This is a genomic window from Dysosmobacter sp. HCP28S3_G4 (genome assembly GCF_052065175.1).
Taxonomy (GTDB): Bacteria; Bacillota; Clostridia; order Oscillospirales; family Oscillospiraceae; genus Oscillibacter.
Window position 1 is genome coordinate 1 of sequence record NZ_JBQHUP010000005.1, and the last position, 25,198, is coordinate 25,198.

Sequence of the window (25,198 nt, forward strand, 5' to 3'; positions counted from 1 at the left end):
CGTGCATTTTCTTCTGGGGTACGATTCTTTCTGGCCATATGTAATACCTCCGATGTGGTGCTTCTATTCTACACCACATCGGAGGTTTACACAAAATTTGGGATGGTCTCCATGAACCTCAAAAAAATGGCAAGGTGGAAATGGAATGGCTCTGCCCATTTCCTATTTTCGATTCTATTTTCCCGAATATGTGCTGAAAACCCGGTTGCCGCCTAATTGCGCAACCGGGTTTCTCGACAGCCTGAGGACCTCCGGTATCCCGGAGGTCCTCTTTGGGTTCAGTTTTCAGAAGCTCAGCACTTCTCGAAGACGGTGGCAACGCCCATGCCGCCGCCGATGCACAGAGTGGCCAGGCCCTTCTTGGCATCCTCGCGCTTCTGCATCTCATGCAGCAGGGTGACGATGATACGGGCACCGGAAGCGCCGACGGGGTGGCCCAGGGAGATGGCGCCGCCGTTGACGTTGACCTTGCTCATGTCGAAGTTCAGCTCGCGGGCCACGGCGATGGACTGCGCGGCGAACGCCTCGTTGGCCTCCACCAGGTCGATGTCGTCGATGGTCACGCCAGCCTTCTCCATGGCCTGACGGGAAGCGGGAACGGGGCCGACACCCATGATCTTGGGATCGACGCCGCCCTGGCCCCAGCCGATCAGCTTGGCCATGGGCTTCAGGCCGTACTTCTCAACAGCCTCGCCGGAAGCCAGCACGATGGCGGCGGCGCCGTCGTTGATGCCGGAGGCGTTGGCGGCGGTGACGCGCTGCTGGCCCTTGTCGTCGGAATCCTGGATGCCGGCGGGATCAAAGGTGTGGACCACCTGGGGAGCGGGAGACTCGGGACCCACGGGGAAGGCGCCCTTCAGCTTGGAGATGCCCTCGGCGGTGACACCGGCGCGGGGGAACTCGTCGACCTTGAAGTCCACGACCTGCTTCTTGACCTTCACGGGGACGGGAACGATCTCGTCGTCGAAACGGCCGGCGGCCTGAGCGGCCTCGGTCTTCTGCTGAGAAGCGGCGGCGAACTCATCCAGCTCCTTGCGGGTGATGCCCCAGATGTCGCAGATGTTCTCGGCGGTGGTGCCCATGTGGTAGTTGTTGAACGCATCCCACAGGCCGTCCTTGATCATTTCGTCCACCAGCTTCTTGTCACCCATGCGGGCGCCCCAGCGGGCGTCGTTGGAGACGAAGGGAGCGGCGCTCATGTTCTCGGTGCCGCCGCAGACCACGATGTCGGAGTCGCCGGCCAGGATGGAACGGGCAGCCTCGATGACGGACTTCATGCCGGAGCCGCAGACCATGCCCACGGTGTAGGCGGGGACGCTGTAGGGAAGACCGGCCTTGATGGAGACCTGACGGGCCACGTTCTGGCCCAGGCCAGCGGTCAGGATGCAGCCGAACATCAGCTCGTCCACCTGCTCGGGCTTCACGCCGGCGCGGTTCAGCGCTTCCTTTACCACGATGGCACCCAGCTCAGCAGCAGGGGTGCTCTTCAGGGAGCCGCCAAAGGAGCCGATGGCAGTACGGCAGCAGTTCACGACATAAAGATCTTTCATGATGTTCCTCCGTTTTGATGTAGATTTTTTTACAGGGCGTGGGGAAGGTTCCCCGTTCCCTATGGAGTACATTGCCGGGTAAAAGTTTGATAATTTTTTGACAAACGTCTTTCCACTATCAAGCACATGTTTGATTATAGGAGCTTTTTTCTGTTCCGTCAATGGAAATTTCGATGCTTTCCGCATTTTTGTTAAATCTTTGACAAATCGCGTCATTATTTGGGCAGATTGTCCAAGCATTCCTCTTCCATCCTGTCTATTTAGCCGACAGCTCTCCGTCAGACGGTCCGAAGGCACTCTGCGTCGCGCCGGACCGGTCCAGTTGTTCCCTGGCGCTGGTGAGCGCCGCGTAGAATGCCGCCGGGTCGATTTCCTCATATTCATGCGTATATTCCACCTTGGCGGAGACCGCGGCCTGCTGAAGACGGCTGTCGAACCAGTCGGCGGCCACCGCCGTCTCGTCCAGGGGCCGCCGCAAGAGGATGGCTAATCCTCCCGGCACCCCCACTACGCCGCTCCACTGATTCTCTCCCAGCTCCGCGGAGGCCCGCTCCACCGCCCCGCTGACCCGGCCGTCTCCGGGGGAGAAGGTGACGCCCTCGGGACAGTCCTCCCGTCCGGCGTCGCTGTACATCCCCGCCAGTGTGGAGAAATACTCCGCCGGCGCGGCGCTGGACTCCAGCTTGGACAGTGCCAGCTCCGTCCGTTCCCGCTTCTCCGCCAGCGCGGCTTCGTCGTCCTTGGGGACGCCTGCCGTGGAGATGAAGATAGTGTCCACTGTCCGGTAATCCCCGCTCTCCGCGAAGGCGGACAGCTCCTCCGCCGGATAGAGTTCGCTGCCCGGCGTCACGGCCAGCTCCAGCAGCTTGCCGTAGCGGTAATAGTCCGCCGTAAAGGCTCCGGCGGCCTCCCTGTCCAGCCCCATCCAGGCCAGTTCCCCCAGACACCGCTCCTCGCCGCCGTATCGGGCGCACAGGCTTTTCCACTCCGCCTCCATGGCCGTCTGGTCCTCGTCGGTGATGCCGCACCCGTACTGCTCCGCCCAGTTTTCAATGACGGCGTACAGCACCGTAGTGTCCCGGGCCTGGTTCTTGACGTACTGGGTCAGGGGCACGCCGTTCCGCTCACCGCTCCAGTCCAGAGCCTGTCCCTCCGCGTCACAGACGTCTGTGAGATAGTCGCAGTCGTAGGCCAGCCAGTAGCAATACCGCCAGGCCGGGATCTTCCGTCCCTCCGCCGTCAGCAGGACGGTATTGCCCGGCATGCCGGTGATGTCACGATACAGCTCTTTCCCCGTCTCCTCTTCCCGGGCCGCGCAGCCCGTCAGCAGCAGGGCGCACAGCGCCAGCGCCGTCCATCGGAACCCCCGCATATTCTCAGCTCCTTTCCTGCCTCCATTCTATCGGACCGGCGGTGGGGAAACCAAGGGGAATGGGGAGCGTTCCGGATTTTTCGCACCGGGACCCGGGCAAAAAAAGAGAGACGGCTGAAAGCCGTCTCTCAGGCTGTCGAAAAAGTCCATTGGACTTTTTCAACAGCCTTCACAATGCCTCGCTTTTCTGCCCGCGCATCGGGCCGAAAAGCTGCCGCTGCGCGGCGCAAACGCCTGCTGACACAGGCTTTTTGCAGGCATTCGATCCAATACGAGGGGGCTCCCGCCCCCTCGTACTCCCCCTGCAAAAAAGGACTCTTTTCCTTCACGCAGGGTTTTTCGACAAGCTGAGAGACGGCTGAAAGCCGTCTCTCCTGGTCAGGTCGTTTACTTATTTGTCCAGCTGCCGCATCCGCCAGACAATGGCGGAAATCTGGCCGCGGGTCAGGGTGTTGTTGGGCTTGTAGGTGCTGGTGCCCTCGGAGAAGTATCCCTCCACCACACCGGCGGCGTTCAGCGCCTGGACGTAGGGGTCGGTGGTATCGGTGAAGGGCTTCACGCTGGAGAGGTTCTTGGTGTTCAGCTTCAGCGCCTTGGCGGCCAGCTGGGCCACCTGGAGGCGGGTGATGGGCTTGTTCAGGTCGATGGTCCCGCTGACCAGGCCGTCGGCCTTGGCCTTGGTGAGATAGCCGCTGAACACGTGGGAACCGGTGGGCTTCTGTTCCGCGTAGCCGGCGGTCCGCATGATGAGCTTCAGCGCCGCGCCGTAGGTGACGCTGCTGTTGGGCTGGAAGGAGCCATCCTTATAGCCGCTGATGACGCCGGCGTCACTCAGCTCCGCCACGTACTTGTAGCACCAGGTGGAGGAGGTGATATCCGTGAACTTCTTCACAGAGCTGACGATGCCCAGGCAGAACTTGCCGCTGGCGATGGCCGTTCCGCTGGCGTTATAGGCGAGGTACGTCAGCTCCATGGAGCCGGTGTAGCCGGAGGCGGGCACGAACCGCAGCTGGCTGATGCGCTGGCTGCCGCTGGAATAGCCGTACAGGGTCTTGGTGTCGGCCTTGGCGGAGGTGCCGGTGCCCACGTAGACCGTGCCCACAGAGGAATCCGGCAGGTCCAGCAGCCGGATGCTGCCCAGAGCCGTTCCCGTGGCGCTGGACACCGCGCTGTAGAGTGCCGGGGCGGGCATATCCACAGAGGTGTTCTTGGGCGTGACGCCGTACACGTCCGACACAGCCGCCAGCGTCACGCTGATGAGGATGGTGCCGGTGACGGACTTCCCACTGGTGCCGTAGGCGGTGAAGGGGATGCTCTCACAGTAGTTGGCCCGGCTGTTGGGTGTGAAGGTCAGCTCACTGAGGCTGTACTGGCTGGTGGAGGTGGGGCTGAAGTAGAACGATGTGGCGGAGACGCCGGAGGCGCTGATGGCCGTCTTGCGGGCGCCGTAGGTGCTGGTGCCGTAGTAGTTGTAGTACAGGGTGCCGGTGGAGGGTGCGCCGTTCAGCTTCACGTATTGCAGCGTGTCGCTGGGATAGGTCTTGTTGAAATGCCGGGCGATATCGTTGGGGTTGATCTGGAGATTGCTATTGTAGGTGGTGTTATAGCAGATATCCCCGCCGGTGATGGACGTGGTGCCGTCGGGCTTGATGACCAGCGTGCCGTCCACGGAGCGGCCGCCGGTGCCGTAGGCCCGGAATTTCAGGACCAGTGCGGAGTCAAAGCTCCGGCCCGCCGCGAAGGTCAGGGCGTCCAGGGTGTAGCCGTTATCATAGTCGTCCTCGTCCTCGTCGCTGAAATAGAACTCATAGTCGTCCATGGTGCTCCAGGACAGGATGGTCTCCTTGCTGGTGCCCCGGCCGAAGTAGATGATGCCGTTGGGGTTTTTCAGCTTGCCGGCGTTGGTGAAGCTGATGTACCGGAAGCTGCCGCCGCTGGCCTTGTCGTCGTAGAAATTCTCAAAGTCCTCCTCGTGGAAGGCAATCTCCTGGTTGGAGACGGCGGCGTAGTTGATGTCGCCCTTGACGCTGGCGCTGCTCTTGCTGGAGCGGATGACCACCGTGCCGTCCACGTGGCGGTTGCCGCTTCCGTATGCCCGGAATTCCAGCGTCACTGTGTCCTCAAATTCGTCGTCCGCCACAAAGCTCAGCCGGTCCAGGGCGTAATCGCTGATGTCGTCGTTATTGCCGTAGTAAAAATCCGTCTTTTTCAGGCCGGAAGCGGTATACTTCACCTCGCTGCTGCGGCCGTAGTTGCAGTATACATAGCCGTTGGAAGCGGTGAGATTCTCGGAGTCCGTAAAGGTCACGTACTGGAAGGTGCCGGAGGCGTTGTCCTTGTAGTACTCGTTGAAGTCCTCCTCGTCGAACTCCACTTCCTCTCCGGGATCCACCTCGTACTCGATGTCGCCCTCTTTCTCCCCGTCGCCGTTGCCGATGGTGATGACCAGGGTTCCCCGCATGGAGGCGCTGTCGCCGTCCTCGTCCACGCCGTAGGCCCGGAAGTTGATGGACAGCGTGCCGTCCTCGGCGTCCTCATCGGCCACGAAGCTCAGCTTGTTGAGGGGATAGTCGCCGTAATCGGCGGAGCTGTAGTAGAACGGGACGTCGCTGAGGGCGGTTTTGGAGAACCGCTTCTCATTGTCGGTATCGTAGTTGTAGTAGACGTATCCCACAGAGGAGCTGTAGCTGCTGTCCGGAGAGAAGACCACGTAGCGCAGGCTGCCGTTCCGGTACTCATCCTTGAAGCAGTCGGAGAAATCGCCCCGGCTGAAGGTGACTTTCTCACCGGCGTCCACCTGGTATTCGACGTCGCCCTCGGTGTCGGAATCGCTGCTGCTGATCTCAATGTCCAGCGTGCCCTTCCGGTAGACCTCGTCGCCGTCCTCGTCCACGCCGTAGGCCCAGAACTCGATGGTCAGCGTGGTGTCATCGGCGTCCTCGTCGGCCACAAAGCTCAGGTCGCTGAGGGGATAGTCGCCGTATTTGCTGCCGCTGTAGTAGAACTCATAGTCGTCCAGCGTGCTTCTGGAGAACCGCTTCTCGTCGCTGCCCTCGTAGTCGCAGTAGATGTAGCCCACGGAGGCGCTGTAGTCACTGTCCGCGGAGAAGGTCACATAGCGGAGCGTGCCGCCGTCGTATTTGTTCTCAAAGTAGTCCTTGAACTCCGTGCGGTCGAATTCTGCTTCCTCTCCGGCGTCCACCTTGATGAGAATGCTGCCGGAGGCCGCCGACGCGGCGGGCACCAGGCCCAGCATCATCACAAGGGCCATCAGAAAAGCCGGGAGTTTCCGTTTCATAAAGGCTTTCATCGAATTCCCTCCATTTTCAAGTCCGGTTCCATGGTTACATAACACATTTTACTGTTTGCTTATACCATAGCGGAAAAGCCGTTTCTATTCATGAACAAACTATGAACAACCGGGGATTTCACGCAATTTCCGGCCATTCTTTTTTCTGCCCGGAAAAATCTGCGGAAACCGTCTCCGCCGCACCGGAACCGGCGGTTTTCCGCGCCTGTTTGATCTCTGCATGGCAAACGCCCGGCGGCGGCCGGGCGGACGGCGCGGAGACCGGGTCCGCGTCTTCTCCTCCCGCCGCTGCCGGGCGGCGAAGTCTCGTGTCACATCAGCCATACCAGCAGCCACACCAGGCCGATGGCTGCCGCACCCATCAGGGCGTACAGCACCGGGGACAAGTCCCGGAACCGGCGGCTCAGGGTGCCGCCCCCGCCGGAGGCGTAGCTCTTCGCCACCCGCCGGGCCTCCTCCACCAGCTCCCGGGAGGACACGCCCTCCCCGGCGGCGTCGTTCCGCACGATGAAGATCGCCTGCTCAAAAAAACGCTGGTCCGGCGAGTCCACCACGACCACTCTTCTGGAAATTCCCTTGACCATCCTCGACACTCCTCCGCAAATGGATTTTGTTACATGCAGTCTGCCTCAGGACAGCCGGATTTATACCGCCGGACTGGAAAATTTCCGGGCTTCACCGCTACACCTGCCGGGTCTCCGTCTCCGGGTCCAGATACAGCACCTGGACGCCGCAGTCGTCCGCCAGACGGCCCCGCTTCACCGCCTCCCGCATCACCAGTGCCGCCAGCAGTTGGGGGTCCGTGCCGTCCCAGCCTGCCAGCAGATCCTGGAGCCACTCATCCCCCAGGGCATCCGCCACGCCGTCGCTGACCATGACGGTGAAGCTGCCGGTCTCCAGCCGGAACTTCGTCACATCCGGTGACGCGGGGGCATCCCGCAGTCCCACCGGCAGGGCATGTCCGGTGATGCGGCGGACCTTGCCGCCCTTCTTGATGTAGGTAGGTGCCGCGCCGAACTTGTACAGCGCCCCGTCTCCGGAGCGGAGATTCATGGTCAGCAGATCCATGGTGGCGAAGCTGCCGGTCTCCTCGCTGCGGAGGGCCAGGGCAGCGTTCAGCGTCTTCAGTGCCGCCTCCGGCTGGACACCCGCCTCCAGGAACTGGCGCAGCAGACGGTTCGTCAGGGCGGACTCCCGGCGGGCCCCCTCCCCGCTGCCGCAGCCGTCGCTGAGGAGCAGGCATAGCGTGCCGCCGTCGGTCTCAAAGGAGCTGAGGCTGTCGCCGCAGACCGCCTCCCCGTCCTTGGGCCGCAGGGCCGCTCCAATGCGGTAGGACAGTGCCGCCCCGGCGGACACCGTCACCGCGTCCCCCAGGCCCGCCGCGGTGGCGGACAGCAGTTCTCCCAGCTGAGCGTACTGCCCCCGGGCGCTGCGGCGGGCGTCCTCCAGCTGCTTCCGGTACTGCTGGCGCAGCAGGAACGCTGATGTCTCGCCGTTGATGGCGGTGAGAAACTCCGTCAGATGGATGCACCGGCTGGTGAAATAGCCGGGGTAGTCCTTGGCCAGCGTCCGTCCCCGCTCCAGCAGATAGGCGGTGGCATCATTGAGGGCGTTGAAGGTGGAGACGTACTCCTTCTTCCAGCACAGTCCGCACAGTGCGCAGTCCCGGCAGACCTTCTCCGCCGCCCGGTCAAAGATGACGGCGGGATTCTCCTCGGTGCTCTGGATGTTCCGCCCCAGGGTGTCGTACAGGTCCCGCAGGGCAGCGGCGGTCTTAGTGAGCCGGGCCTTCAGGCCCTCTACCGCCGCGGACTGGCGGGCCGGCTCCGGCCGTTGGAGCCGCTTGCCCCCCAGCGCCTTTCCGGGGATCAGAAGAAACACGGGGCAGGCCAACAGGGCCTCCCCCAGCAGCGGCAGTCCCATCTCGTCCCGCACGGTCAGCAGCAGGAGCATGGTGGCCCCCAGATAGATCACCGCTGCGGAAAAACGGTTCCGCCCCGCCCGAAGTCCGGTGATCAGTCCCGCAAAGCCGTAGGCCGCCGAGAAGAACAGCTCCCCGGTCCCGGCGCACAGGTCCATCAGCAGTCCGGCACACAGGCCCATGGTCATGCCCGCCGTGACGCCCTCCTGCCAGGCAGTGAGCATCACCAGGCAGGCGGTGAAGGCCCGTCCCAGGGAGATGCCGGCCACCTCCACTTCCGTCATGCCCGACAGCAGCGTCACCGCCAGGAACCGCAGGGCGTTGGGCTCCGGCGACGCCCGCCCCGGCTCCAGCAGGGGACCATAGGCCCAGGCGGACGCCCCGGTGAGGACGGCGGCGATGAGGCAGGCGGGCAGCCGCTCCAGCGGCGACAGGGATTGGACCACGTACATCAGATGCACCGTCAGATACAGCGCCGCGGCGCAGAAGGGCACCGCCCACTGCCGCCGCAGCAGCTTCAGCCCATGGAGGGCCGTGGCCGTGGTCACCATCAGCACCGCCACCGCCAGATGGGGCAGCCCCTGGTCAAAGGGCAGAAACAGCAGGGTCCCCAGTCCGGTGCCCAGCAGCGCCGCCATACCGGCCCCGCCCGCACCTGCCGCAGCCACGCAGCCCAGGGCAAAGGGCGCTCCGGCCTCCGGAAACTGCGCCGCTGTCAGCGCCGCCGCCAGAAAGAACCGGATGCCCCATCCCGCCAGCCGGGCCGACTGCTCCCGGTCCAGTGTCAGCTTCTTTTTCCACACGGCTTGTCCCTCCCACCCATGATTTTTCCACCATTTTACCGTCCCGTGTGGAAAAATCCCGTCGGGAAATGCAGCCCTCTCACATTTCCGGAAAAGGACATCCCGGACCCCGCCGCGGCGAGATCCGGGATGTCCCTTTTCTCATGTGTTTTTCTGGTTTCCGTCACACCCGGACGATGAAGCCGTCCTTTCTGGGCACCGCCGGACGGGGCTCCCCCGCCGGGTAGCCCAGGACGCAGTTGCCCACGCCCTCCAGCCGTTCCGGAAGGCCCCACTTCCGCAGCATGGTCTTGCCCTCGGACTTGTCAAAAAACTCCTTGGCCCGGTTGATCCAGCAGGACCCCACTCCCAGGGACGCGGCGGCGTTCATCATGTTGCCCATGACCAGGGCGCCGTCCCGCTGGGCGTTGAGGGGCGTTGTAGTGGCCTCCGGGTCTGCCAGGACCACTACCACGGTGGGCGCGCCGTAGAAGGGGTCCGCCTTCGTCCCCATGATCTCCGCGTTGGCGGCGGAGAGGGCCGTGATGGTCTCCTTATCCTGCACCACCACCAGCGTGACAGACTGCTTCCCGTGGGCGGAGGGGGCGTAGGTCCCCGCCTCCAGAATGGCGTCCAGTTCCTGGGGCGCGATCTGCTCCGGCCGGTACGCCCGGACGCTGCGGCGGGCCAGAAGGGTCTTGATGGTCTCGTTCATCGAACTGCTTCCTTTCCATGCACTGTCTCAGGCGTTCTCCGCCTGTCTCATGGCTTCGATTATACCACACCGTCGGGATTTCCACAGTTCTTTTTTCCGCGGAGGAAAATTTTCAGAGCCGGGGCTGGTTTTTCCCCCGCTTCTCTGCTATGATATAGACGGCTTCGGCCGGTCCCCACAGGTTTCCGCGGAAACGGCAAGCCCTTGAGGACTTTTCAGAGAACGATCCGCATCTTAGACATACATCACCATACATAAAATACATAAGGAGTGACGCTCATGCCGCAGCCCCTCTCTGACCGCACAGGCAGCTTTACCGATTCCGTCATCCGCCGGATGACCCGCATCTCCATGAAATACAACTCGGTGAACCTCTCCCAGGGCTTCCCCGACTTCGCCCCGCCTCAGGAGATCACTGACCGTCTGGCGGAGGTGGCCCTCACCGGCCCCCACCAGTACTCCGTCACCTGGGGCGCCCAGAACTTCCGGGAGGCCCTGGCCAAAAAACAGACCCGCTTCATGGGCCGAGAGATCGACCCCAACGGTGAGATCGTGGTCACCTGCGGCTCCACCGAGGCCATGATGTGTGCCATGATGACCGTGGTGAACCCCGGCGACAAGGTGGTGGTGTTCTCCCCCTTCTATGAGAACTACGGCGCCGACACCATTCTCTCCGGTGCGCAGCCCATCTACGTGCCTCTGCATCCCCCGGCGTTCACCTTCAATGTGGATGAGCTGGAGGCCGCTTTCCGCCAGCATCCCAAGGCCATGATCCTCTGCAACCCCTCCAACCCCTGCGGCCGTGTGTTCACCCGGGAGGAGCTGCTGGTCATTGCTGATCTGGCCGCCAAATATGACACCTACGTCATCACTGACGAGGTCTACGAGCACATCGTCTTCGCCCCCCACAAGCACACCTACTTCTGCACCCTGCCGGGGATGTGGGAGCGGACCATCTCCTGCTCCTCCCTGTCCAAGACCTACTCCATCACCGGCTGGCGTCTGGGCTATCTCATCGCCCCGCCGGAGATCATTGAGCGGGCCAAGAAGGTCCACGACTTCCTGACTGTGGGCGCTGCCGCGCCGCTCCAGGAGGCGGTGATCCCCGGTCTGGAGTTCGGCCAGGACTACTACGATGGTCTGGTGACCAAGTACACCCACAAGAAGGAGCTGTTCCTGAGGGGTCTGGACGATCTGCACATCGCCCACAACGACCCGGAAGGCGCCTACTATGTCTTGCTGGACATCGGTGAATACGGCTATGACAACGACCTCCGGTTCTGTGAGGACATGGCCCGGGAGGTCGGCGTGACCGCCGTGCCCGGCTCCAGCTTCTTCCGGGAGCCGGTGAACCATCTCATCCGGATGCACTTTGCCAAGAACGACGAGACCCTGAACGCGGCGCTGAACCGTCTGGAAGCGCTGCCGAAGCTGAAAAAATGACCGGCGGCACAGCCGCCACTGGAGGACACCCTATGAACAGCGGCATTCAGATCCGCGTCGCCGGAGAGGCGGACGCGGAGGCCCTTCTGGCCATTTACGCCCCCTACGTACAGCACACGGCCATCACCTTTGAGTACGAGATACCCTCTGCGGAGGAGTTCCGGGGCCGCATCCGGAACGTGTTGTGCAGATATCCGTACCTGGCGGCGGAAGACGGCGGGGAGATCGTGGGCTACGCCTACGTCAGCCCTTTCAAGGAGCGGGCCGCCTATGACTGGGCGGTAGAGACCTCCATCTACGTCCGTCAGGACCGGAAGCGGGGCGGCGTCGGCCGCAGGCTGTACCAGGCACTGGAGGACATTCTGAAAGCCCAGGGCGTCCTGAATCTCAACGCCTGCATCGCCTGCCCCGCCCAGGAGGACGAGTACCTGACCCGGGACAGCATCGCCTTCCATCAGCGGCTGGGCTATCAGATGGTGGGCGAGTTCCACCAGTGCGGCTGCAAATTCGGCCGCTGGTACAACATGGTCTGGATGGAGAAATCCATCGGCGAGCATCTGCCGGACCAGCCCCCGGTGAAGTCCTTTGACGAGATCCGTCCCCTGCTCCCGGAGATCCTGGGGACCGTCTGACGTTCCGCGATGATACAGCACAAACAAGGCGCCCGAAAGCCAAGGCTTTCGGGCGCCTGTTGTATGGATACGCTTATCTCAGATAGTCGCCCACGTCGTAGTTGTTGTACTGGCGTTTCAGGCGGACGATCAGGGAGCCGTCGGTCTGGGGCAGCTCCTCCAGCACCTTGTAGCCGGTGCGGTTCCGGTCCATCTGCTCCAGATAGTGGCGGTACTCCGCCTGGACCATCTGACGGGCCTCCTCCCGGGGGATATCGTCCTTCATAACAAAACGGATCGTCTGCTCCAGGCAGGCGGACTGAATGCGTTTCATGGGCATTGCCTCCTTTATGAGATGCCCATATTTTAACATTTTCCACCGGGGATTTGTAAGAAAAATTTCAGCCCGAAAATGGATTTTGTGAATTTTTGCAGGTTTCTATTCCGGAAAATTTGTTCATTTTTTTCATATCGCGGAACTTTTTCACCGGTTCACCATCAGCCGCTTCAAAGCGGCGTCCAGCCCCTCCAGCGACAGGGGATACATGTCCACCGTCTCCCGCAGCAGCTGGATGGAGGACCGGCCGTGGATATAGGACCACTGGTTCTCCGGGATGGGATTCAGCCACACCAGATGGGGAAACCGGGCAACGAACCGCCGCACCCAGGTGATCCCCGCCTCCTGGTTGTAGTGGTAGTAGTCGATGGAGCCGCCCTGCTCCGTCAGCTCCGACAGGGCCATGGCGCCGTCGCCCACAAAGATGACCTTCCACTGGGAGGACAGGTCGTGGAGCACCTTCTCCGTAGGGATATGCTCTCCGCTCCAGTAGTTGGCGGACAGGGACAGCGTCTCATAGGGGCAGTTGTGGAAGTAGTAGGTCCGCAGTTCCTTGAAGTGGCTGGACTGATGGACCGCCCGGAACAGCTGGCCGCACAGCTGGGTATAGGGCCACATGGAGCCGCCGCTGTCGAACAGGAGCAGCAGCCGTACCTGATTGGTCCGGGGCCGGTCGAAGGCCAGTTTCAGATGGCCGGCGTTGTCGCAGGTCTCCCGGATGGTCTCCTCCAGCTGCAATTCGTCCTTGGGGCCCTCTGTCCGGCTGGACAGCTGCCGCAGGCGGCGGAAGGCCATCTGGAACTGGCGGGCGTCCAGGGTGGTATCCTGCCGGAAGTCCCGGAACTGCCGCTCCGCCGCCACCTGGACGGCGTTGCGGTGGCGGCTTTCGCCGCCCACCCGGACGCCGGTGGGGGAATAGCCGGAGTTGCCGAAGGGGGACGTGCCGCCGGTGCCGATCCACTTGTTGCCGCCGTCGTGGCGCTCATGCTGGTCCCGGAGCCGCTGCTCCATCATCTTCCGGATGGTCTCCAGATCCAGGCCCGCGAAGCGCCGGTCCACGTCCTCCTTGTTGTACTCTCTGGGCTTGATGGGTCGGCTGAGCCAGTCCAGCAGTTCCTTGGGCAGCTCGTCGAAGGACTGGACGTCTCTGAAGAACTCCAGAAACGCCCGGTCAAAGCGGTCGAAATCCGCCTCGGATTTCATCAGGAGCATCCGGGCCAGATAGTAGAAGCCCGTCAGGCTGGAGTCATGAAGCCCCAGGCGCATGGCCTCCAGCAGGCTCATCCACTCGTTGAGGGACACCTTCAGCCCGCAGGACCGCAGATAGTAGAAAAAATCTGTAAACACGTTACCAGCTCCTGCGGCGGCTAATGGAGGAGACCACCTTGTTCAGGTCCTCCGTCTTTTTCAGCAGCACTCCGGCAAAGGGCAGGGTCTCCCGCAGCTTCTGCGGGTCCATGCCGCCGATGGACAGGGCCTGGACCCAATCCAGCAGCTCCGAGGTACTGGGCTTCTTCTGGACGCCGTAGTTCTCCCGGATGAGATAGAAGGTCTCCATGGCCTGGGCCAGCAGCTCGTCGTCGATGCGGGGATAGTGGGCCCGGACGATGCGCTCCATCATCTCCTTGTCCGGGAACTGGATATAGTGGAAGATGCACCGGCGCAGGAAGGCATCGGGCAGCTCCTTCTCCGCGTTGGAGGTGATGATCACCACCGGACGGTGCTTCGCCCGGACGGTCTCCTTGGTCTCCGGAATGTAGAACTCCATCCGGTCCAGCTCCCACAGCAGGTCGTTGGGGAACTCCAGATCCGCCTTATCGATCTCATCGATGAGCAGCACCACCTGCTCCTCCGACTGGAAGGCCTCGCCCAGCTTACCCAGCTTGATATATTTTCCGATGTCGTTGACACCCTCGCCGCCGAACTGGCTGTCGTACAGCCGGGCCACGGTGTCGTAGACGTACAGGCCGTCCTGGGCCTTGGTGGTGGATTTCACGTTCCAGATGATGAGCCGCATGCCCAGCTGGTCCGCCACCGCCTGGGCCAGCATGGTCTTGCCGGTTCCCGGCTCGCCCTTCACCAGCAGGGGCTTGCCCAGGGCACGGGCCACCTCCACGCTGCGCAGCAGTTCCTCTGAGGCGATATAGGTCTCGCTTCCTGTAAATTCCTTCATAGCTGTTCCTCCGTGATGCGTCTGGTTTTCCGCGTCGGTTCCTTCCCGCCGCGGCAGCTGCTCAAACAGGCATATTGTGAATATGATACCCTGTTTGACCGGATTTGTAAATCAGGGAATGGTGAAAAACGATGCAAACAGCCCCCTGATCCCGTCTTTGGGATCAGGGGACTGTCGTTCACGGTTTACGCTTTTTCCGCTGCTGCCAGATCCAGCTTGTGATTCCGGATGGTCAGCGCCAGGTCGATGGATACCATGAGGATATCCAGGAAGTAGACCGCCAGCACATAGGTGAACTGGCCGCTGATGAACTTGCCGATCACGCCGCAGATATAGCCGATGATGACGCAGGTCTCAAAAAGCATACTCTTGCCCTTGGCGGTGCGGGAGCGCAGGGATTTGGCGATATTGAAGGGCCAGGACACGCCGAAGCAGAGCAGCATAATGGTTTCAAATACTTGTGCCATAACAGAAATTTCTCCTCTCTGAAATACATGGTCTCTCCTTGCAGGAATACGTTCCTATTTTGCAAACTTTTTTTGCAGTTGTCAAGAATTGCAAAAAATTTTTACAGACCCTCCGGACGCCGACGGTCAGGTGCGCCGGACAGCCCTGCCGCATACGATGAGCAAGGAAATCATTTTCCTCCGCCGCGGCGATGCGCGCTGCGCGGTATCCATAGACTATGATCCGTTCCATACGATACAGACCCAAAGGAGGCTATTCTGGCATGATCATTGATCTCCGGCAGGTCGCCCTGACATATCAGTCGCCGGACGGCGAGGTGGAAGCTCTGAGAGAGATCACCTTCGGCATGGAGGACGGGGAGTTCGTCAGCATCGTCGGCCCCTCCGGCTGCGGCAAATCCACTCTGCTGTCCCTCATCGCGGGGCTGGAGAAGCCGGACAGCGGCATCATTCTGGTGGACGGGGAGCTGGTGACGGCACCCTCTCCCAAGATCGGCTTCATGCCCCAGCGGGACCAACTCTTTGAGTGGCGGGATATCTGGTCCAACGTGACCCTGGGACTCCAGGTCCGGCATCAGAACACCCCGGAGCGGCAGGCCCATGTTCGGGAGCTGCTGGACCGGTACGGTCTTGCAGGTTTCGTCCAAAAGCGCCCGTCCCAGCTGTCCGGCGGCATGCGCCAGCGGTGCGCCCTCATCCGGACGCTGGCCACGGAGCCCCGCATCCTGCTGCTGGATGAACCGTTCTCCGCCCTGGACTATCAGACCCGCCTGTCCGTCTCGGCGGATATCCACCACATCATTCGTCAGGAGCACAAGACCGCCCTGCTCGTCACACACGATATTTCCGAGGCCATCAGCATGTCGGACCGGGTGGTGGTGCTGTCCCACCGTCCCGCCTCAGTGCGGGCCATCCACGATCTGGGAAGTCTCCGATCCCTCTCCCCCATGGAGCGCCGGGATGCGGCGGACTTCCGCACATTTTTCAATCTCATCTGGAAGGAGCTGGATGTCAATGCCTGACGCGCCCGTTCTCTCCCCCCGCCGGACGGCCTACCTCCGGAGCAGGCACCGCCGGCGGACCGCTGTCCGGACGGTCCAGATCCTTCTGCTCCTGGCCTTTCTCATTCTGTGGGAGGTCGCCGCCCAGCTGGGCTGGGTGGACACCTTCATTGTCAGCAGTCCCTGCCGGGTGGCCGCCAAACTGGCCCAGCTGTACCGGGACGGGGACCTGTGGCTCCACGTAGGCACCTCCTGCTGGGAGACGGTGATAGGCTTCACCCTGGGCACGGTGCTGGGCACTCTTGCGGCGGTGGCCCTGTGGTGGAGCGATTTCGTCTCCCGGGTGCTGGACCCCTATCTGGTGGTGCTGAACGCCCTTCCCAAGACGGCCCTGGGTCCCATCTTCATCGTCTGGATGGGGGCCGGCACGGGAGCCATCATCACTATGACCCTGGCCATCTCCATCATCGTCACCATCCTCAACATGCACGTGGGCTTTCTCTCCACGGATCCCCGGAAGATCCAGCTCATGCGGACCCTGGGGGCCACCCGGCGGCAGATCTTCACCATGCTGGTATTCCCCGCCAATTACGCCACGCTGTTCAACACCCTGAAGGTCAACGTGGGCCTCTCCTGGGTGGGCGTCATCATGGGAGAGTTTCTGGTGTCCAAAGCCGGTCTGGGCTATCTCATCGTCTACGGCTCCCAGGTGTTCGACATGGACCTGGTGATGGCCACGGTGCTGCTGCTGGCCATCGCCGCGGTGCTGATGTACCAGGCCATCCTCTGGCTGGAAAAGCTGCTGAAAAAATGTCTGGGCCTGTCCGGAGCCGAGAGCCGGTAAAGCCCGCCGTCTTGTCAACTTTTGTGCCGGAAGGCACGTTGGAGGTTATACTATGAAAAAATTTCTATCCCTTTTCTTTGCTCTGGCCCTGACGGCGGCCCTCTGCTGCGGCTGCGGCTCCGGCGGGGAAACCACCGCCACCGTCCGTCTCAACGAAGTGACCCACTCCGTGTTCTACGCTCCACAGTACGTGGCCATGAAGGAGGGCTTCTTCGCCGACGAGGGGTTGGAGATCGAACTGACCAACGGAGGCGGCGCCGACAAGGTCATGACCGCCGTCCTCACCGGCCAGTCGGACATCGGCCTGGCGGGACCGGAGGCCTGCATCTACGTACACAATCAGGGCAAAGAGAACGCCCCCAAGATCTTCGCCCAGCTGACCAAGCGGGACGGCTCCTTCCTGGTGGGCCGCACCGGCGGCGAGTTCCGCTGGTCCGACCTGAAGGGCAAGACCGTCATCGGCGGCCGGAAGGGCGGCGTGCCGGAGATGACGCTGGAATACGTCATGCGGCAGAACGGCGTCATCCCCAACGAGGACGCCGTGGTGGACACCTCCGTCCAGTTCAACATGATGGCCGGGGCTTTCACCGGCGGCAGCGGGGACTACGTGGCCCTGTTTGAACCCACCGCCACGGAGGTGGAGCAGGCCGGCAAGGGCTATATCCTCTGTTCCATCGGCCAGGAGAGCGGCGAGATCCCCTACACCGCCTACTTCGCCGCCCAGGACTACATGGCCGCCAACCCCGGCGTCATCCAGGGCTTCACCAACGCCGTCGCCAGGGGACAGAAATGGGTACAGGAGCACTCCGCCCAGGAGATCGCCGAGGCCATCGCCGACCAGTTCCCCGGCACGGAGGTGGATACCCTGACCGCGGTGGTCCAGCGTTACAAGGACATCGACGCCTGGAACGACACACCGGTGATGAAGCAGGAGTCCCTGGAGCGGCTGGAGACGGTGATGGAATCCGCCGGTGAGCTGGACCGCAGTGAATGGGCGGACTTCGGCCAGCTGGTGGATAACTCCTACGCCGAGTCGGTCCAGGCCGACTGACCGCCGCGTCCGCCAGCCCGGGAAACTCGTTTCCATATATCGATGCAGCCGTCCGGCGGGGTACGCCCCGCTGGACGGTTCTGTTTTCCTCCATACGCGGCCCTTTTCTTTTTCCGGCCATCATGGTATGATGGGCATAATCGGGCAGCGCCCAGACGGACAAAGGAGCGATCCCCATGGAACAGGAGCACAAGAGACGGCCCCGGTACAAGGGCACCCATCCCCGGAACTACAGCGAGAAATACAAGGAGCTTCATCCGGAGCGGTATCAGTTGGAGGTGGAGAAGATCATCCGCAGCGGCCACACCCCCGCCGGGACCCACATTCCTATTATGGTGGACGAGATCCTGGACTTCCTTCAGATTCGTCCCGGACAGACGGGGCTGGATGCCACGCTGGGCTACGGCGGTCACAGCCGCCGTATGCTGGAGCAGCTTCAGGGGCAGGGGCATCTCTACGCCCTGGACGTGGACCCCATCGAGATTGAAAAGACGAAGGCCCGTCTGGCGGGCCTGGGCTACGGGCCGGACATCCTCACCGTCCGGCGCATGAACTTCGCGGACGTGGACCAGGCGGCCCCCGGCGAGAAATTCGACTTCGTGCTGGCGGACCTGGGCGTGTCCTCCATGCAGATCGACAATCCGGAGCGGGGCTTCACCTTCAAATACGACGGCCCTCTGGACCTGCGGCTGGATCCCACCTCCGGCGTCCCCGCCGCCCAGCGGCTTCGGGAGCTGGACGAGGAGGAGCTGACGGCCCTGCTGGTGGAAAACTCCGACGAGCCCTACGCCGCCAGAATCGCCAAGGCCGTCATGACCGTCTACCGGAAGGGTGGCCGCATCGATACCACCAAAGAGCTGGCCGCGGTCATCGAGTCGGCGCTGTCCTTCCTCCCCGCCGGGGAGCGGAAGGAGGCCGCGAAAAAATCCTGCCAGCGGGTGTTTCAGGCCCTGCGCATCGACGTGAACAGCGAGTTCGAGGTGCTGTACGCCTTCCTGGACAAGCTGCCCGACATCCTGAAGGACGGGGGCCGGGCGGCCATCCTGACCTTCCACTCCGGCGAGGACCGGCTGGTGAAGAAGGCCTTCCAGCAGTTTTACCGGCAGGGCGTCTACAGCGACGTGACCCAGGACGTGATCCGCCCCTCGGCGGAGGAGTGCTTCCGGAATCCCCGGGCCCGGTCCACCAAGCTGCGCTGGGCCATCCGGGCGGACCGGGAAAAGGAGGAAACCATATGATCTCCGATGAAACCATTCAGCGGGTATTGCGATTCCGGGATGACCGGAACTGGCGGCAGTTCCACACCCCCAAGGACCTGGCCGTCTCCCTGAGCCTGGAGGCGGCGGAGCTGCTGGAGATCTTCCAGTGGAGCGGCGGCGACCTGGAGTGCGCCGGAAAGCGGGACCATCTGAAGGAGGAGCTGGCGGACGTGCTGAGCTACTGCATCTCCCTGGCGGACGTCTGCGGGCTGGACCTGGACCAGATCCTCAACGAGAAGATCACGAAGAACGAGGCCAAGTACCCGGTGGAGAAAGCCTATGGCCGGGCGGACAAATACACGGAGCTGTGATATGAAAGCCATCGAACAGACCATCCGAGCACGGCTGTTTGCCCTTCAGGACGAAACCTATCAGGTCTTTCAGGCCAAGCTGATCCCCAATGTCCCGCCGGAGACCGTCATCGGCGTCCGGACGCCGGACCTGCGGAAGCTGGCGAAGGAACTGTCCAAAGACCCCGCCGCGGCGGAATTCCTCACCTGCCTCCCCCATGCCTATCTGGAGGAGAACAATCTCCACGGCTTCCTCATCGAAGCCATGAAGGACTACGGCGAGGTGATCCGGGCGCTGGAGGAGTTCCTCCCCTATGTGGACAACTGGGCCACCTGCGACCTCATGTCTCCCAAGGTGTTCAAAAAGCATCTGCCGGAGCTGTATGAGCAGATCCCCATGTGGCTCCGGTCCGAACATCCCTACACGGTGCGGTTCGGTCTGGAGATGCTGATGCGCTGGTATCTGGACGGCGATTTCCGCCCGGAGGTACTGGAGCTGGCCGCCGGCGTCCGGTCGGAGGAGTACTACGTCAATATGATGACCGCCTGGTTCTTCGCCACAGCCCTGGCCAAGCAGTACGACGCCGCCCTCCCCTATCTCACCGGCCGCCGTCTGGACGTCTGGACCCACAACAAGGCCATCCAGAAGGCCGTCGAGAGCTACCGCGTCACCCCGGAGCAGAAGGCGTTCCTGCGGACGCTGAAAATCAAATGATTTTTCCCTGACTGCTCAGATTTCTGAGCATCTCCTGTGATAGGATGGGTACAACAGAGAACCCAAACTCATATGACAGGAGGATTTCAGCATGAAGGGTTATTTCACGGCTCAGGGCTTCTACGGACTGGTAAACGGGCAGTACGTCCTGTTCTCTTGCGACAGCGACTACTTCGAGATGATGGAGTCCGCCTCTGAAGAATAACGAAAAACGCGCCCCTTTCGCATCAGCGAAAGGGGCGCTGCGCTTTTCGGAGCTCAGTTCATCTGCTTCCGGCGGGACAGGTTCATGGTGCCGTCCTGCATGTTGTTCAGCTCGTCCAGGCTCTTGCCGGTGCCCAGGGCCACGCAGGAGATGGCGTCGTCGGCGATGACGGTGTGGATGCCGGTGCGGGCGGAGACCAGCTTGTCGAAGCCGTCCACCAGACTGCCGCCGCCGGTCATGACGATGCCGTTGGTGGAGATATCCGCCACCAACTCCGGGGGCGTGCGCTCCAGCACGGAGTGGATGGCCTCCACGATGCGCTCCACCGGCTCCTCGAAGGCGTCCATCATCTCCGTGGAGCTGACGGTGACCACCTTGGGCAGGCCGGTCAGCAGGCAGCGGCCCTTGACGTCCAGCGTGGCCTCCTCCTCCTTCGGGAAGACGCAGCCGATCTTGATCTTCATATCCTCGGCGGTGCGCTCGCCGATGAGCAGGTTGTGCTTCCGGCGCATATACTTCACGATGGACTCGTTGAGCTGGTCGCCGGCGATCTTGATGGAGGCGGACTCCACCACGCCGCTGAGGGAGATGACGGCGATGTCCGCCGTGCCGCCGCCGATATCCACCACCATGTGGCCGTCGGGCTTGGTGATGTCGATGCCCGCGCCGATGGCGGCCGCCACCGGCTCCTCGATGAGGTAGACCTTCCGGGCGCCGGCCTGGATGCCCGCGTCGATGACGGCGCGCTCCTCAACCTCCGTGATACCGGAGGGGACGCAGATGATGACCCGGGGCTTGAAGAACTGGAAGCCCGCCACCTTGTGGATGAACTCCTTCAGCATCCGCTCCGTCATGTCGTAGTCGGAGATGACGCCCTCCCGCAGGGGGCGGATGGCGATGATGTTGCCGGGGGTACGGCCCAGCATGGCCTGCGCCTCGGAGCCCACCTTCAGCAGCTTGCCCGTGTTCTTATCCATTGCCACCACGGACGGTTCGTTCAGCACGATGCCCTTGCCCTTTACATACACGAGGACCGATGCGGTCCCCAGATCAATACCGATATCCTTTGCCATGGACATTTCTCCACCTCATTGAACTTTCTGTCATTATTATAATCAAATCACTTCAAAAGAATCCCCACGGACCCTTTCAGCTTTGTTGACCATAGGAGCGGTTTCCCGCGTACAATCATACAAGGTACATTATAATGACAGTTTTCGCCGAATGCAACAACATTTTTTCATTCTTTTCCGCAAAAAACGGCGGGCGCTTCCTCCGCTTTTCTATCGCTTTTCACCGCGCCGCCATGCCGGGTCCGGGCCGCGGCGGCACAGACCACGCTCTCTGCGCCGGCCTCCCGCAGGACTTTTGCGCACTCGGACAGGGTGGAGCCGGTGGTGACGATGTCGTCGATCAGCAGCACCCGCCGGCCCCGGACAGCGGCGCTGTCCGCCCGGTAGACGCCGTGGACATTACTCCGGCGGGCGTCCGCGTTCTCCAGGCCGGACTGCGCCCGATTGTGGACCGTCTTCCGCAGTAGCCGGACGGGACGGATGCCCCAGCTGCGGCAGGCGGCCTCCGCCAGCAGCTGCGTCTGGTCATAGCCCCGCTTCCGCAGGCGCCTCCGGCTCACCGGCACCCAGGTCACCAGATCGAACTCTCCGTCAAAATGCTCCGCCGCGCAGTCGGCAACGAGGCCGCCCAGTTCCCCGGCGGCGCCGGTGACGCCGCCGAATTTCAGCCGCAGAAAGCAGTCCCGCACCAAATCCTCGTACCACAGCGGCGCGGCGCACCGGGAGCCGTCAGGCAGAATCTGCTCCTGCTCCGGCCCTTCGGTTCTGGACAGACCATTCCAGCAGGCCGGACAGATGCCGGACGCATCCTGAATTTTGCCGCAGACGGGGCACTTAGGCGGGAACAGCAGGTCCAGCAGCCAGTCCTTCAGGCCCATGGCGTCACTTCTTCTTTCTGGGGTAGGGCCTCTGCTCGTCCGTCACCCCCACCAGATAGTCCACGCTGACACCGTAGAATTCCGCCAGCCGGACCGCCAGACGCAGGGGAAGCTCCCGCTCGCCCCGCTCATATTTGGAGTACAGAGACTGGTCACAGAGCAGATACGCCGCCACCGCCGCCTGTTTCAGGTCCTTGTCCTCGCGTAGATCACGAATCCTCAAATCCATTTGAATCACCGAGATGATTCTATTGATAGGACATATTGTACTGCTCTATTTTGGACTATTTGTCCTAAATCATTCTGAGCATCTGCGCTTGTCCACTGATTTTATCTGTCTGCGCCGTTTCCTCCTCTTGCGTCCCGGACGGAATCATGGTACACTTTTTGCGTGAATGAGGTGAGTGAAATGTACAAATACATCCTGTTTGATCTGGACGGCACCCTGACGGACTCCAAGGAGGGCATCGTCAACTGCGTTCGCTACGCCCTGGAGAAAATGGGCCGTCCCATTCCCGACGGAGAGACCCTGCTGCGGTTCATCGGTCCTCCCCTGGCGGACTCCTTCCAGGACTTCTGCGGCATGTCCCGGGAAGACGCCGTTCAGGCCGTGGAGCTGTACCGGGAGCGGTACACCCCCATCGGCAAATTTGAGAATGCCCCCGCACCGGGGATGGCGGCGCTGTGCGCCCGGCTGAAGGAGAAGGGCTATGTGCTGGCCCTGGCGTCCTCCAAACCGGAATCCATGTGCATTCCCATCTGCGAAAAATTCGGCTTCGCCCCCTATCTGACGGTGATGGCCGGCAGCCCTCCGGGAGACGACTGGAAAAAAGAGGACGTCATCCGGGACGCCTGCCGCCGGCTGGGCCTGACGGATGCCGACAAGCCCTCCATCCTCATGGTGGGCGACCGGAAGTTCGACGTGCTGGGCGCCCGAGCCTGCGGCATCGACTGCGCAGGTGTGGAGTTCTTCGGCTATGCCCTCCCCGGTGAGCTGGCGGGGGCCGGCGCCGCGGCGGTGGCGCAGACCGCCGAGGAGCTGGAGCAGTTCATCCTGACCCATTAAGCGGAAAGCATAATAGAAAGACGCCATTCGGAGGACGGTTCAATGCCCTTCCGGATGGCGTTTTTGTGTCGTTTTCCCGATGTCAGTTTCCGGGCGCCGTCCAGGTCATGCCGATGTGGGGGATGCCGTCCTCCAGGAACTCCTCCGACGTCTGGACGAAGCCCAGCTTTTCATACAGCCCCCGGGCGTATGTCTGGGCCTCGATCTTGATGGTCGTTGCCCCGAATTTCTCTTCGGCGACCTTGATCCCGGCGGCGACGATCTCCGTGCCCAGGCCGCACCGCCGCTTCACCGCAATGACCCGCCCGATGGCCGCGGTGTCGAAGACCGCCTTGGGCGGCAGGACCCGCAGATAGGCCTGAATGCCCTCCGCGTCCTTCAGATAAACATGGTACGCCAGCCGGTCCGCGTCGTCGATCTCCTGATAGGGGCACTGCTGTTCCACCACGAAGACCGATACCCGCAGCCTGTAGATCTCAAACAGTTCCTCTCGGCTCAGCTCTGAAAAATGCCTGACGATCAGTTCCATGCTTTGACCTCCAAAATGTATTCAGCGGGACGATTCCCGTGTCCCCGCGCCGCCGATGCGTGTCTCCGCGGCCCGCATGGTGCGGCGGAGGAAGATGCTGCTGAGGATCAGGGACACCACCTCCGCGATGGGGAAGGACAGCCACACCAACTCCAGCCGTCCGGTCTGGGCCAGCAGCCACGCAGCCGGCAGCAGCACTGCCAGCTGGCGGCACACGGAGGCGGTGAGGCTGTACAGGGGATTGCCGATGGCCTGACACACGGAGCCGGCGATGATGTCGAAGCCCGCCAGCAGGAAATGAATGCTGATGACCCGCAGGGCCACCACGCCGATGGGCAGCATCTCGTCCGAGGCGCTGAACATCCGCAGCAGGATATCCGGGCACAGCTGGAACAGGGCGAAGCCCAGCGTCATGATGGCCACGGCGGTGAAGATGGTCAGCTTGACCGTCCGCTTCACCCGGTCCAGTCGGGCAGCGCCGTAGTTGTAGGCGATGATGGGCACCATGCCGTTGTTCAGGCCGAACACCGGCATGAAGATGAAGCTCTGGAGCTTGAAGTAGGCGCCGAAGGCGGCGGTGGCGGCATCGGTGAAGGAGATGAGGATCTTGTTCATACCGAAGACCATGATGGAGCTGATGGACTGCATGACGATGGACGGAATGCCCACCTGGTAGATCTCCCCGGCCACCCGGCGGTCCCAGCGGATGCTCCGGAGGCGGATGTGGATATCGGGGTTGCATTTGAGGTTCAGCACGACGGCCGCGATGGCCGCGATGATCTGACCGGTCACTGTGGCGATGGCGGCGCCGGCCACCTCCAGACGGGGGGCGCCCAGCAGGCCGAAGATCAGGATAGGGTCCAGGATGATGTTGATGACGGCGCCCAGGATCTGGGTGCACATGGCGTGGGCGGTGCGGCCGGTGGATTGGAGCAGCCGCTCAAAGCAGAACTGGCTGAACAGGCCGATGGAGCAGCCCAGGCAGATCCGGGCGTAGACGGCGCCGTAGTCTACAATGGCGGCGATGTCCGTCTGGGCCAGGAAGAAGAGCCGGGAGAGGGTCAGACCCGCCGCGGCAAACACCGCGAAGCTGCACAAGGCCAGGAAGATGCCGGTATTGGCGGCCTTGTCGGCCATCTCCTGCCGCTTCTCTCCCAGGGAGCGGGACAGCAGGGCGTTCATGCCCACGCCGGTGCCGCCGGCCACGGCGATCATCAGATTCTGGAGGGGGAATGCCAGGGATACGGCGTTGAAGGCGTCCTGACTGAGTTGGGCCACGAAGATGCTGTCCACCACGTTGTACAGTGCCTGGACCAGCATGGAGATCATCATGGGCACAGCCATGGCGGCCAGCAGCTTTCCCACTGGCATGACGCCCATTTTGTTTTCCCGGGGCGCTCCTCCGGCGGCCGGGGTCGAGTGTTCTGACATGATTTTTGGTTTCCTTTCTCGTTCCGTCAGCGGGAGACGGGAGCAGATCCGCCGTCCCCGCCTGTTTTTAGCGGTATTTTTTCATGGTATATCCTATCCCGCCATGTCAGGATTGTCAATTGCGGGTTTTGGTTTGTGATTTCTTTTCAGACGGACGGCAGGGCGGCAATGGAAC

Annotated in this window: 25 protein-coding genes; 10 read left to right on the forward strand and 15 right to left on the reverse strand. The window is 62.2% G+C overall.

Annotated elements, in window-relative coordinates:
- On the forward strand, positions 1-216 hold a 216-nt coding region (locus tag ACTNBU_RS02235; protein WP_441030283.1), incomplete at its 5' end, for a hypothetical protein.
- A 77-nt stretch (positions 217-293) separates the two neighbouring features.
- Here ACTNBU_RS02235 and ACTNBU_RS02240 read toward each other — a convergent pair.
- From ACTNBU_RS02240 to ACTNBU_RS02265, 6 genes are all read right to left on the reverse strand, one after another.
- Positions 294-1,550, reverse strand: a complete 1,257-nt coding sequence (locus ACTNBU_RS02240; protein WP_441030285.1) for an acetyl-CoA C-acetyltransferase — start codon at positions 1,548-1,550, stop codon at positions 294-296.
- Positions 1,551-1,806: 256 nt separating this feature from the next.
- Positions 1,807-2,922, reverse strand: coding sequence for a hypothetical protein (locus ACTNBU_RS02245; RefSeq protein ID WP_441030287.1), 1,116 nt, complete (start codon positions 2,920-2,922; stop codon positions 1,807-1,809).
- Between the two features lie 391 nt (positions 2,923-3,313).
- Positions 3,314-6,220 (reverse strand): S-layer homology domain-containing protein, encoded by a 2,907-nt coding sequence (locus ACTNBU_RS02250; RefSeq protein WP_441030289.1) that lies wholly within the window; start codon positions 6,218-6,220, stop codon positions 3,314-3,316.
- A gap of 323 nt (positions 6,221-6,543) precedes the next feature.
- Positions 6,544-6,816 (reverse strand): hypothetical protein, encoded by a 273-nt coding sequence (locus tag ACTNBU_RS02255; RefSeq protein WP_441030291.1) that lies wholly within the window; start codon positions 6,814-6,816, stop codon positions 6,544-6,546.
- A 97-nt stretch (positions 6,817-6,913) separates the two neighbouring features.
- Positions 6,914-8,956, reverse strand: a complete 2,043-nt coding sequence (locus ACTNBU_RS02260; protein WP_441030293.1) for a SpoIIE family protein phosphatase — start codon at positions 8,954-8,956, stop codon at positions 6,914-6,916.
- Positions 8,957-9,119: 163 nt separating this feature from the next.
- Positions 9,120-9,650 (reverse strand): nitroreductase family protein, encoded by a 531-nt coding sequence (locus ACTNBU_RS02265; RefSeq protein ID WP_441030295.1) that lies wholly within the window; start codon positions 9,648-9,650, stop codon positions 9,120-9,122.
- Positions 9,651-9,929: 279 nt separating this feature from the next.
- On the opposite strand from ACTNBU_RS02265, the gene ACTNBU_RS02270 reads away from it, so the two are divergent.
- Together ACTNBU_RS02270 and ACTNBU_RS02275 are read left to right on the forward strand one after the other, a co-directional pair.
- A complete protein-coding gene (locus ACTNBU_RS02270) occupies positions 9,930-11,093 on the forward strand; it encodes a pyridoxal phosphate-dependent aminotransferase (RefSeq protein WP_441030297.1) in 1,164 nt (387 codons plus the stop codon).
- 32 nt (positions 11,094-11,125) lie between these two features.
- Positions 11,126-11,725: an N-acetyltransferase family protein gene (locus ACTNBU_RS02275; protein WP_441030299.1), complete on the forward strand. Its 600-nt coding sequence runs from the start codon at positions 11,126-11,128 to the stop codon at positions 11,723-11,725.
- A gap of 73 nt (positions 11,726-11,798) precedes the next feature.
- On the opposite strand, the gene ACTNBU_RS02280 is transcribed toward ACTNBU_RS02275, so the two are convergent.
- From ACTNBU_RS02280 to ACTNBU_RS02295, 4 genes are all read right to left on the reverse strand, one after another.
- Entirely contained in the window at positions 11,799-12,038 is a 240-nt protein-coding gene (locus ACTNBU_RS02280; RefSeq protein WP_441030301.1) for a hypothetical protein, read from the reverse strand.
- 150 nt (positions 12,039-12,188) lie between these two features.
- Entirely contained in the window at positions 12,189-13,388 is a 1,200-nt protein-coding gene (locus ACTNBU_RS02285; RefSeq protein ID WP_441030303.1) for a vWA domain-containing protein, read from the reverse strand.
- A gap of 1 nt (position 13,389) precedes the next feature.
- Positions 13,390-14,214, reverse strand: coding sequence for an AAA family ATPase (locus ACTNBU_RS02290; protein ID WP_441030305.1), 825 nt, complete (start codon positions 14,212-14,214; stop codon positions 13,390-13,392).
- 185 nt (positions 14,215-14,399) lie between these two features.
- Complete coding sequence (locus tag ACTNBU_RS02295; protein WP_441030307.1) at positions 14,400-14,681, reverse strand: hypothetical protein; 282 nt, start codon at positions 14,679-14,681, stop codon at positions 14,400-14,402.
- Between the two features lie 263 nt (positions 14,682-14,944).
- Between ACTNBU_RS02295 and ACTNBU_RS02300 the strand changes: the two genes are divergently transcribed.
- The 6 genes from ACTNBU_RS02300 (at position 14,945) to ACTNBU_RS02325 (ending at position 19,841) form a co-directional block, all read left to right on the forward strand.
- Positions 14,945-15,703: an ABC transporter ATP-binding protein gene (locus ACTNBU_RS02300; protein ID WP_441030309.1), complete on the forward strand. Its 759-nt coding sequence runs from the start codon at positions 14,945-14,947 to the stop codon at positions 15,701-15,703.
- Positions 15,696-16,526, forward strand: a complete 831-nt coding sequence (locus ACTNBU_RS02305; protein WP_441030311.1) for an ABC transporter permease — start codon at positions 15,696-15,698, stop codon at positions 16,524-16,526. The genes ACTNBU_RS02300 and ACTNBU_RS02305 overlap by 8 nt, the downstream gene beginning before the upstream one ends.
- A gap of 52 nt (positions 16,527-16,578) precedes the next feature.
- Complete coding sequence (locus ACTNBU_RS02310; RefSeq protein WP_441030313.1) at positions 16,579-17,577, forward strand: ABC transporter substrate-binding protein; 999 nt, start codon at positions 16,579-16,581, stop codon at positions 17,575-17,577.
- Positions 17,578-17,753: 176 nt separating this feature from the next.
- Positions 17,754-18,815 carry a 16S rRNA (cytosine(1402)-N(4))-methyltransferase RsmH gene (rsmH, locus tag ACTNBU_RS02315; RefSeq protein ID WP_441030315.1) on the forward strand — a complete coding sequence of 354 codons (1,062 nt, stop codon included), beginning with the start codon at positions 17,754-17,756 and terminating at the stop codon, positions 18,813-18,815.
- Positions 18,812-19,147, forward strand: coding sequence for a nucleotide pyrophosphohydrolase (locus tag ACTNBU_RS02320; RefSeq protein WP_441030317.1), 336 nt, complete (start codon positions 18,812-18,814; stop codon positions 19,145-19,147). Before rsmH ends, ACTNBU_RS02320 begins: the two co-directional genes overlap by 4 nt.
- A 1-nt stretch (position 19,148) precedes the next feature.
- Complete coding sequence (locus ACTNBU_RS02325; RefSeq protein ID WP_441030319.1) at positions 19,149-19,841, forward strand: DNA alkylation repair protein; 693 nt, start codon at positions 19,149-19,151, stop codon at positions 19,839-19,841.
- Positions 19,842-20,099: 258 nt separating this feature from the next.
- On the opposite strand, the gene ACTNBU_RS02330 is transcribed toward ACTNBU_RS02325, so the two are convergent.
- From ACTNBU_RS02330 to ACTNBU_RS02340, 3 genes are all read right to left on the reverse strand, one after another.
- Positions 20,100-21,125, reverse strand: a complete 1,026-nt coding sequence (locus ACTNBU_RS02330; protein WP_441030321.1) for a rod shape-determining protein — start codon at positions 21,123-21,125, stop codon at positions 20,100-20,102.
- 161 nt (positions 21,126-21,286) lie between these two features.
- Positions 21,287-21,997: a ComF family protein gene (locus tag ACTNBU_RS02335; protein WP_441030323.1), complete on the reverse strand. Its 711-nt coding sequence runs from the start codon at positions 21,995-21,997 to the stop codon at positions 21,287-21,289.
- A 4-nt stretch (positions 21,998-22,001) separates the two neighbouring features.
- Entirely contained in the window at positions 22,002-22,226 is a 225-nt protein-coding gene (locus ACTNBU_RS02340) for a helix-turn-helix domain-containing protein (RefSeq protein WP_441030325.1), read from the reverse strand.
- Between the two features lie 180 nt (positions 22,227-22,406).
- Between ACTNBU_RS02340 and ACTNBU_RS02345 the strand changes: the two genes are divergently transcribed.
- Positions 22,407-23,063, forward strand: a complete 657-nt coding sequence (locus ACTNBU_RS02345; RefSeq protein ID WP_441030327.1) for an HAD hydrolase-like protein — start codon at positions 22,407-22,409, stop codon at positions 23,061-23,063.
- Between the two features lie 82 nt (positions 23,064-23,145).
- Here the strand turns inward: ACTNBU_RS02345 and ACTNBU_RS02350 are convergent, their stop codons facing one another.
- Both ACTNBU_RS02350 and ACTNBU_RS02355 read right to left on the reverse strand, forming a co-directional pair.
- A complete protein-coding gene (locus ACTNBU_RS02350; RefSeq protein WP_441030329.1) occupies positions 23,146-23,592 on the reverse strand; it encodes a GNAT family N-acetyltransferase in 447 nt (148 codons plus the stop codon).
- Positions 23,593-23,613: 21 nt separating this feature from the next.
- Complete coding sequence (locus ACTNBU_RS02355; RefSeq protein WP_441030331.1) at positions 23,614-24,963, reverse strand: MATE family efflux transporter; 1,350 nt, start codon at positions 24,961-24,963, stop codon at positions 23,614-23,616.
- Positions 24,964-25,198 lie beyond the last annotated feature (235 nt).

Coding starts and splice junctions, on each gene's coding strand:
- ACTNBU_RS02345 (WP_441030327.1), top strand. CDS start 22,407: ATGTACAAATACATCCTGTTTGATCTGGACGGCACCCTGACGGACTCC.
- ACTNBU_RS02325 (WP_441030319.1), top strand. CDS start 19,149: ATGAAAGCCATCGAACAGACCATCCGAGCACGGCTGTTTGCCCTTCAG.
- ACTNBU_RS02295 (WP_441030307.1), bottom strand. CDS start 14,681: ATGGCACAAGTATTTGAAACCATTATGCTGCTCTGCTTCGGCGTGTCC.
- ACTNBU_RS02305 (WP_441030311.1), top strand. CDS start 15,696: ATGCCTGACGCGCCCGTTCTCTCCCCCCGCCGGACGGCCTACCTCCGG.
- ACTNBU_RS02330 (WP_441030321.1), bottom strand. CDS start 21,125: ATGTCCATGGCAAAGGATATCGGTATTGATCTGGGGACCGCATCGGTC.
- ACTNBU_RS02290 (WP_441030305.1), bottom strand. CDS start 14,214: ATGAAGGAATTTACAGGAAGCGAGACCTATATCGCCTCAGAGGAACTG.
- ACTNBU_RS02340 (WP_441030325.1), bottom strand. CDS start 22,226: ATGGATTTGAGGATTCGTGATCTACGCGAGGACAAGGACCTGAAACAG.
- ACTNBU_RS02240 (WP_441030285.1), bottom strand. CDS start 1,550: ATGAAAGATCTTTATGTCGTGAACTGCTGCCGTACTGCCATCGGCTCC.
- ACTNBU_RS02335 (WP_441030323.1), bottom strand. CDS start 21,997: ATGGGCCTGAAGGACTGGCTGCTGGACCTGCTGTTCCCGCCTAAGTGC.
- ACTNBU_RS02245 (WP_441030287.1), bottom strand. CDS start 2,922: ATGCGGGGGTTCCGATGGACGGCGCTGGCGCTGTGCGCCCTGCTGCTG.
- ACTNBU_RS02310 (WP_441030313.1), top strand. CDS start 16,579: ATGAAAAAATTTCTATCCCTTTTCTTTGCTCTGGCCCTGACGGCGGCC.
- ACTNBU_RS02275 (WP_441030299.1), top strand. CDS start 11,126: ATGAACAGCGGCATTCAGATCCGCGTCGCCGGAGAGGCGGACGCGGAG.
- rsmH (WP_441030315.1), top strand. CDS start 17,754: ATGGAACAGGAGCACAAGAGACGGCCCCGGTACAAGGGCACCCATCCC.
- ACTNBU_RS02270 (WP_441030297.1), top strand. CDS start 9,930: ATGCCGCAGCCCCTCTCTGACCGCACAGGCAGCTTTACCGATTCCGTC.
- ACTNBU_RS02265 (WP_441030295.1), bottom strand. CDS start 9,650: ATGAACGAGACCATCAAGACCCTTCTGGCCCGCCGCAGCGTCCGGGCG.
- ACTNBU_RS02300 (WP_441030309.1), top strand. CDS start 14,945: ATGATCATTGATCTCCGGCAGGTCGCCCTGACATATCAGTCGCCGGAC.
- ACTNBU_RS02320 (WP_441030317.1), top strand. CDS start 18,812: ATGATCTCCGATGAAACCATTCAGCGGGTATTGCGATTCCGGGATGAC.
- ACTNBU_RS02255 (WP_441030291.1), bottom strand. CDS start 6,816: ATGGTCAAGGGAATTTCCAGAAGAGTGGTCGTGGTGGACTCGCCGGAC.
- ACTNBU_RS02280 (WP_441030301.1), bottom strand. CDS start 12,038: ATGAAACGCATTCAGTCCGCCTGCCTGGAGCAGACGATCCGTTTTGTT.
- ACTNBU_RS02250 (WP_441030289.1), bottom strand. CDS start 6,220: ATGAAACGGAAACTCCCGGCTTTTCTGATGGCCCTTGTGATGATGCTG.
- ACTNBU_RS02350 (WP_441030329.1), bottom strand. CDS start 23,592: ATGGAACTGATCGTCAGGCATTTTTCAGAGCTGAGCCGAGAGGAACTG.
- ACTNBU_RS02355 (WP_441030331.1), bottom strand. CDS start 24,963: ATGCCAGTGGGAAAGCTGCTGGCCGCCATGGCTGTGCCCATGATGATC.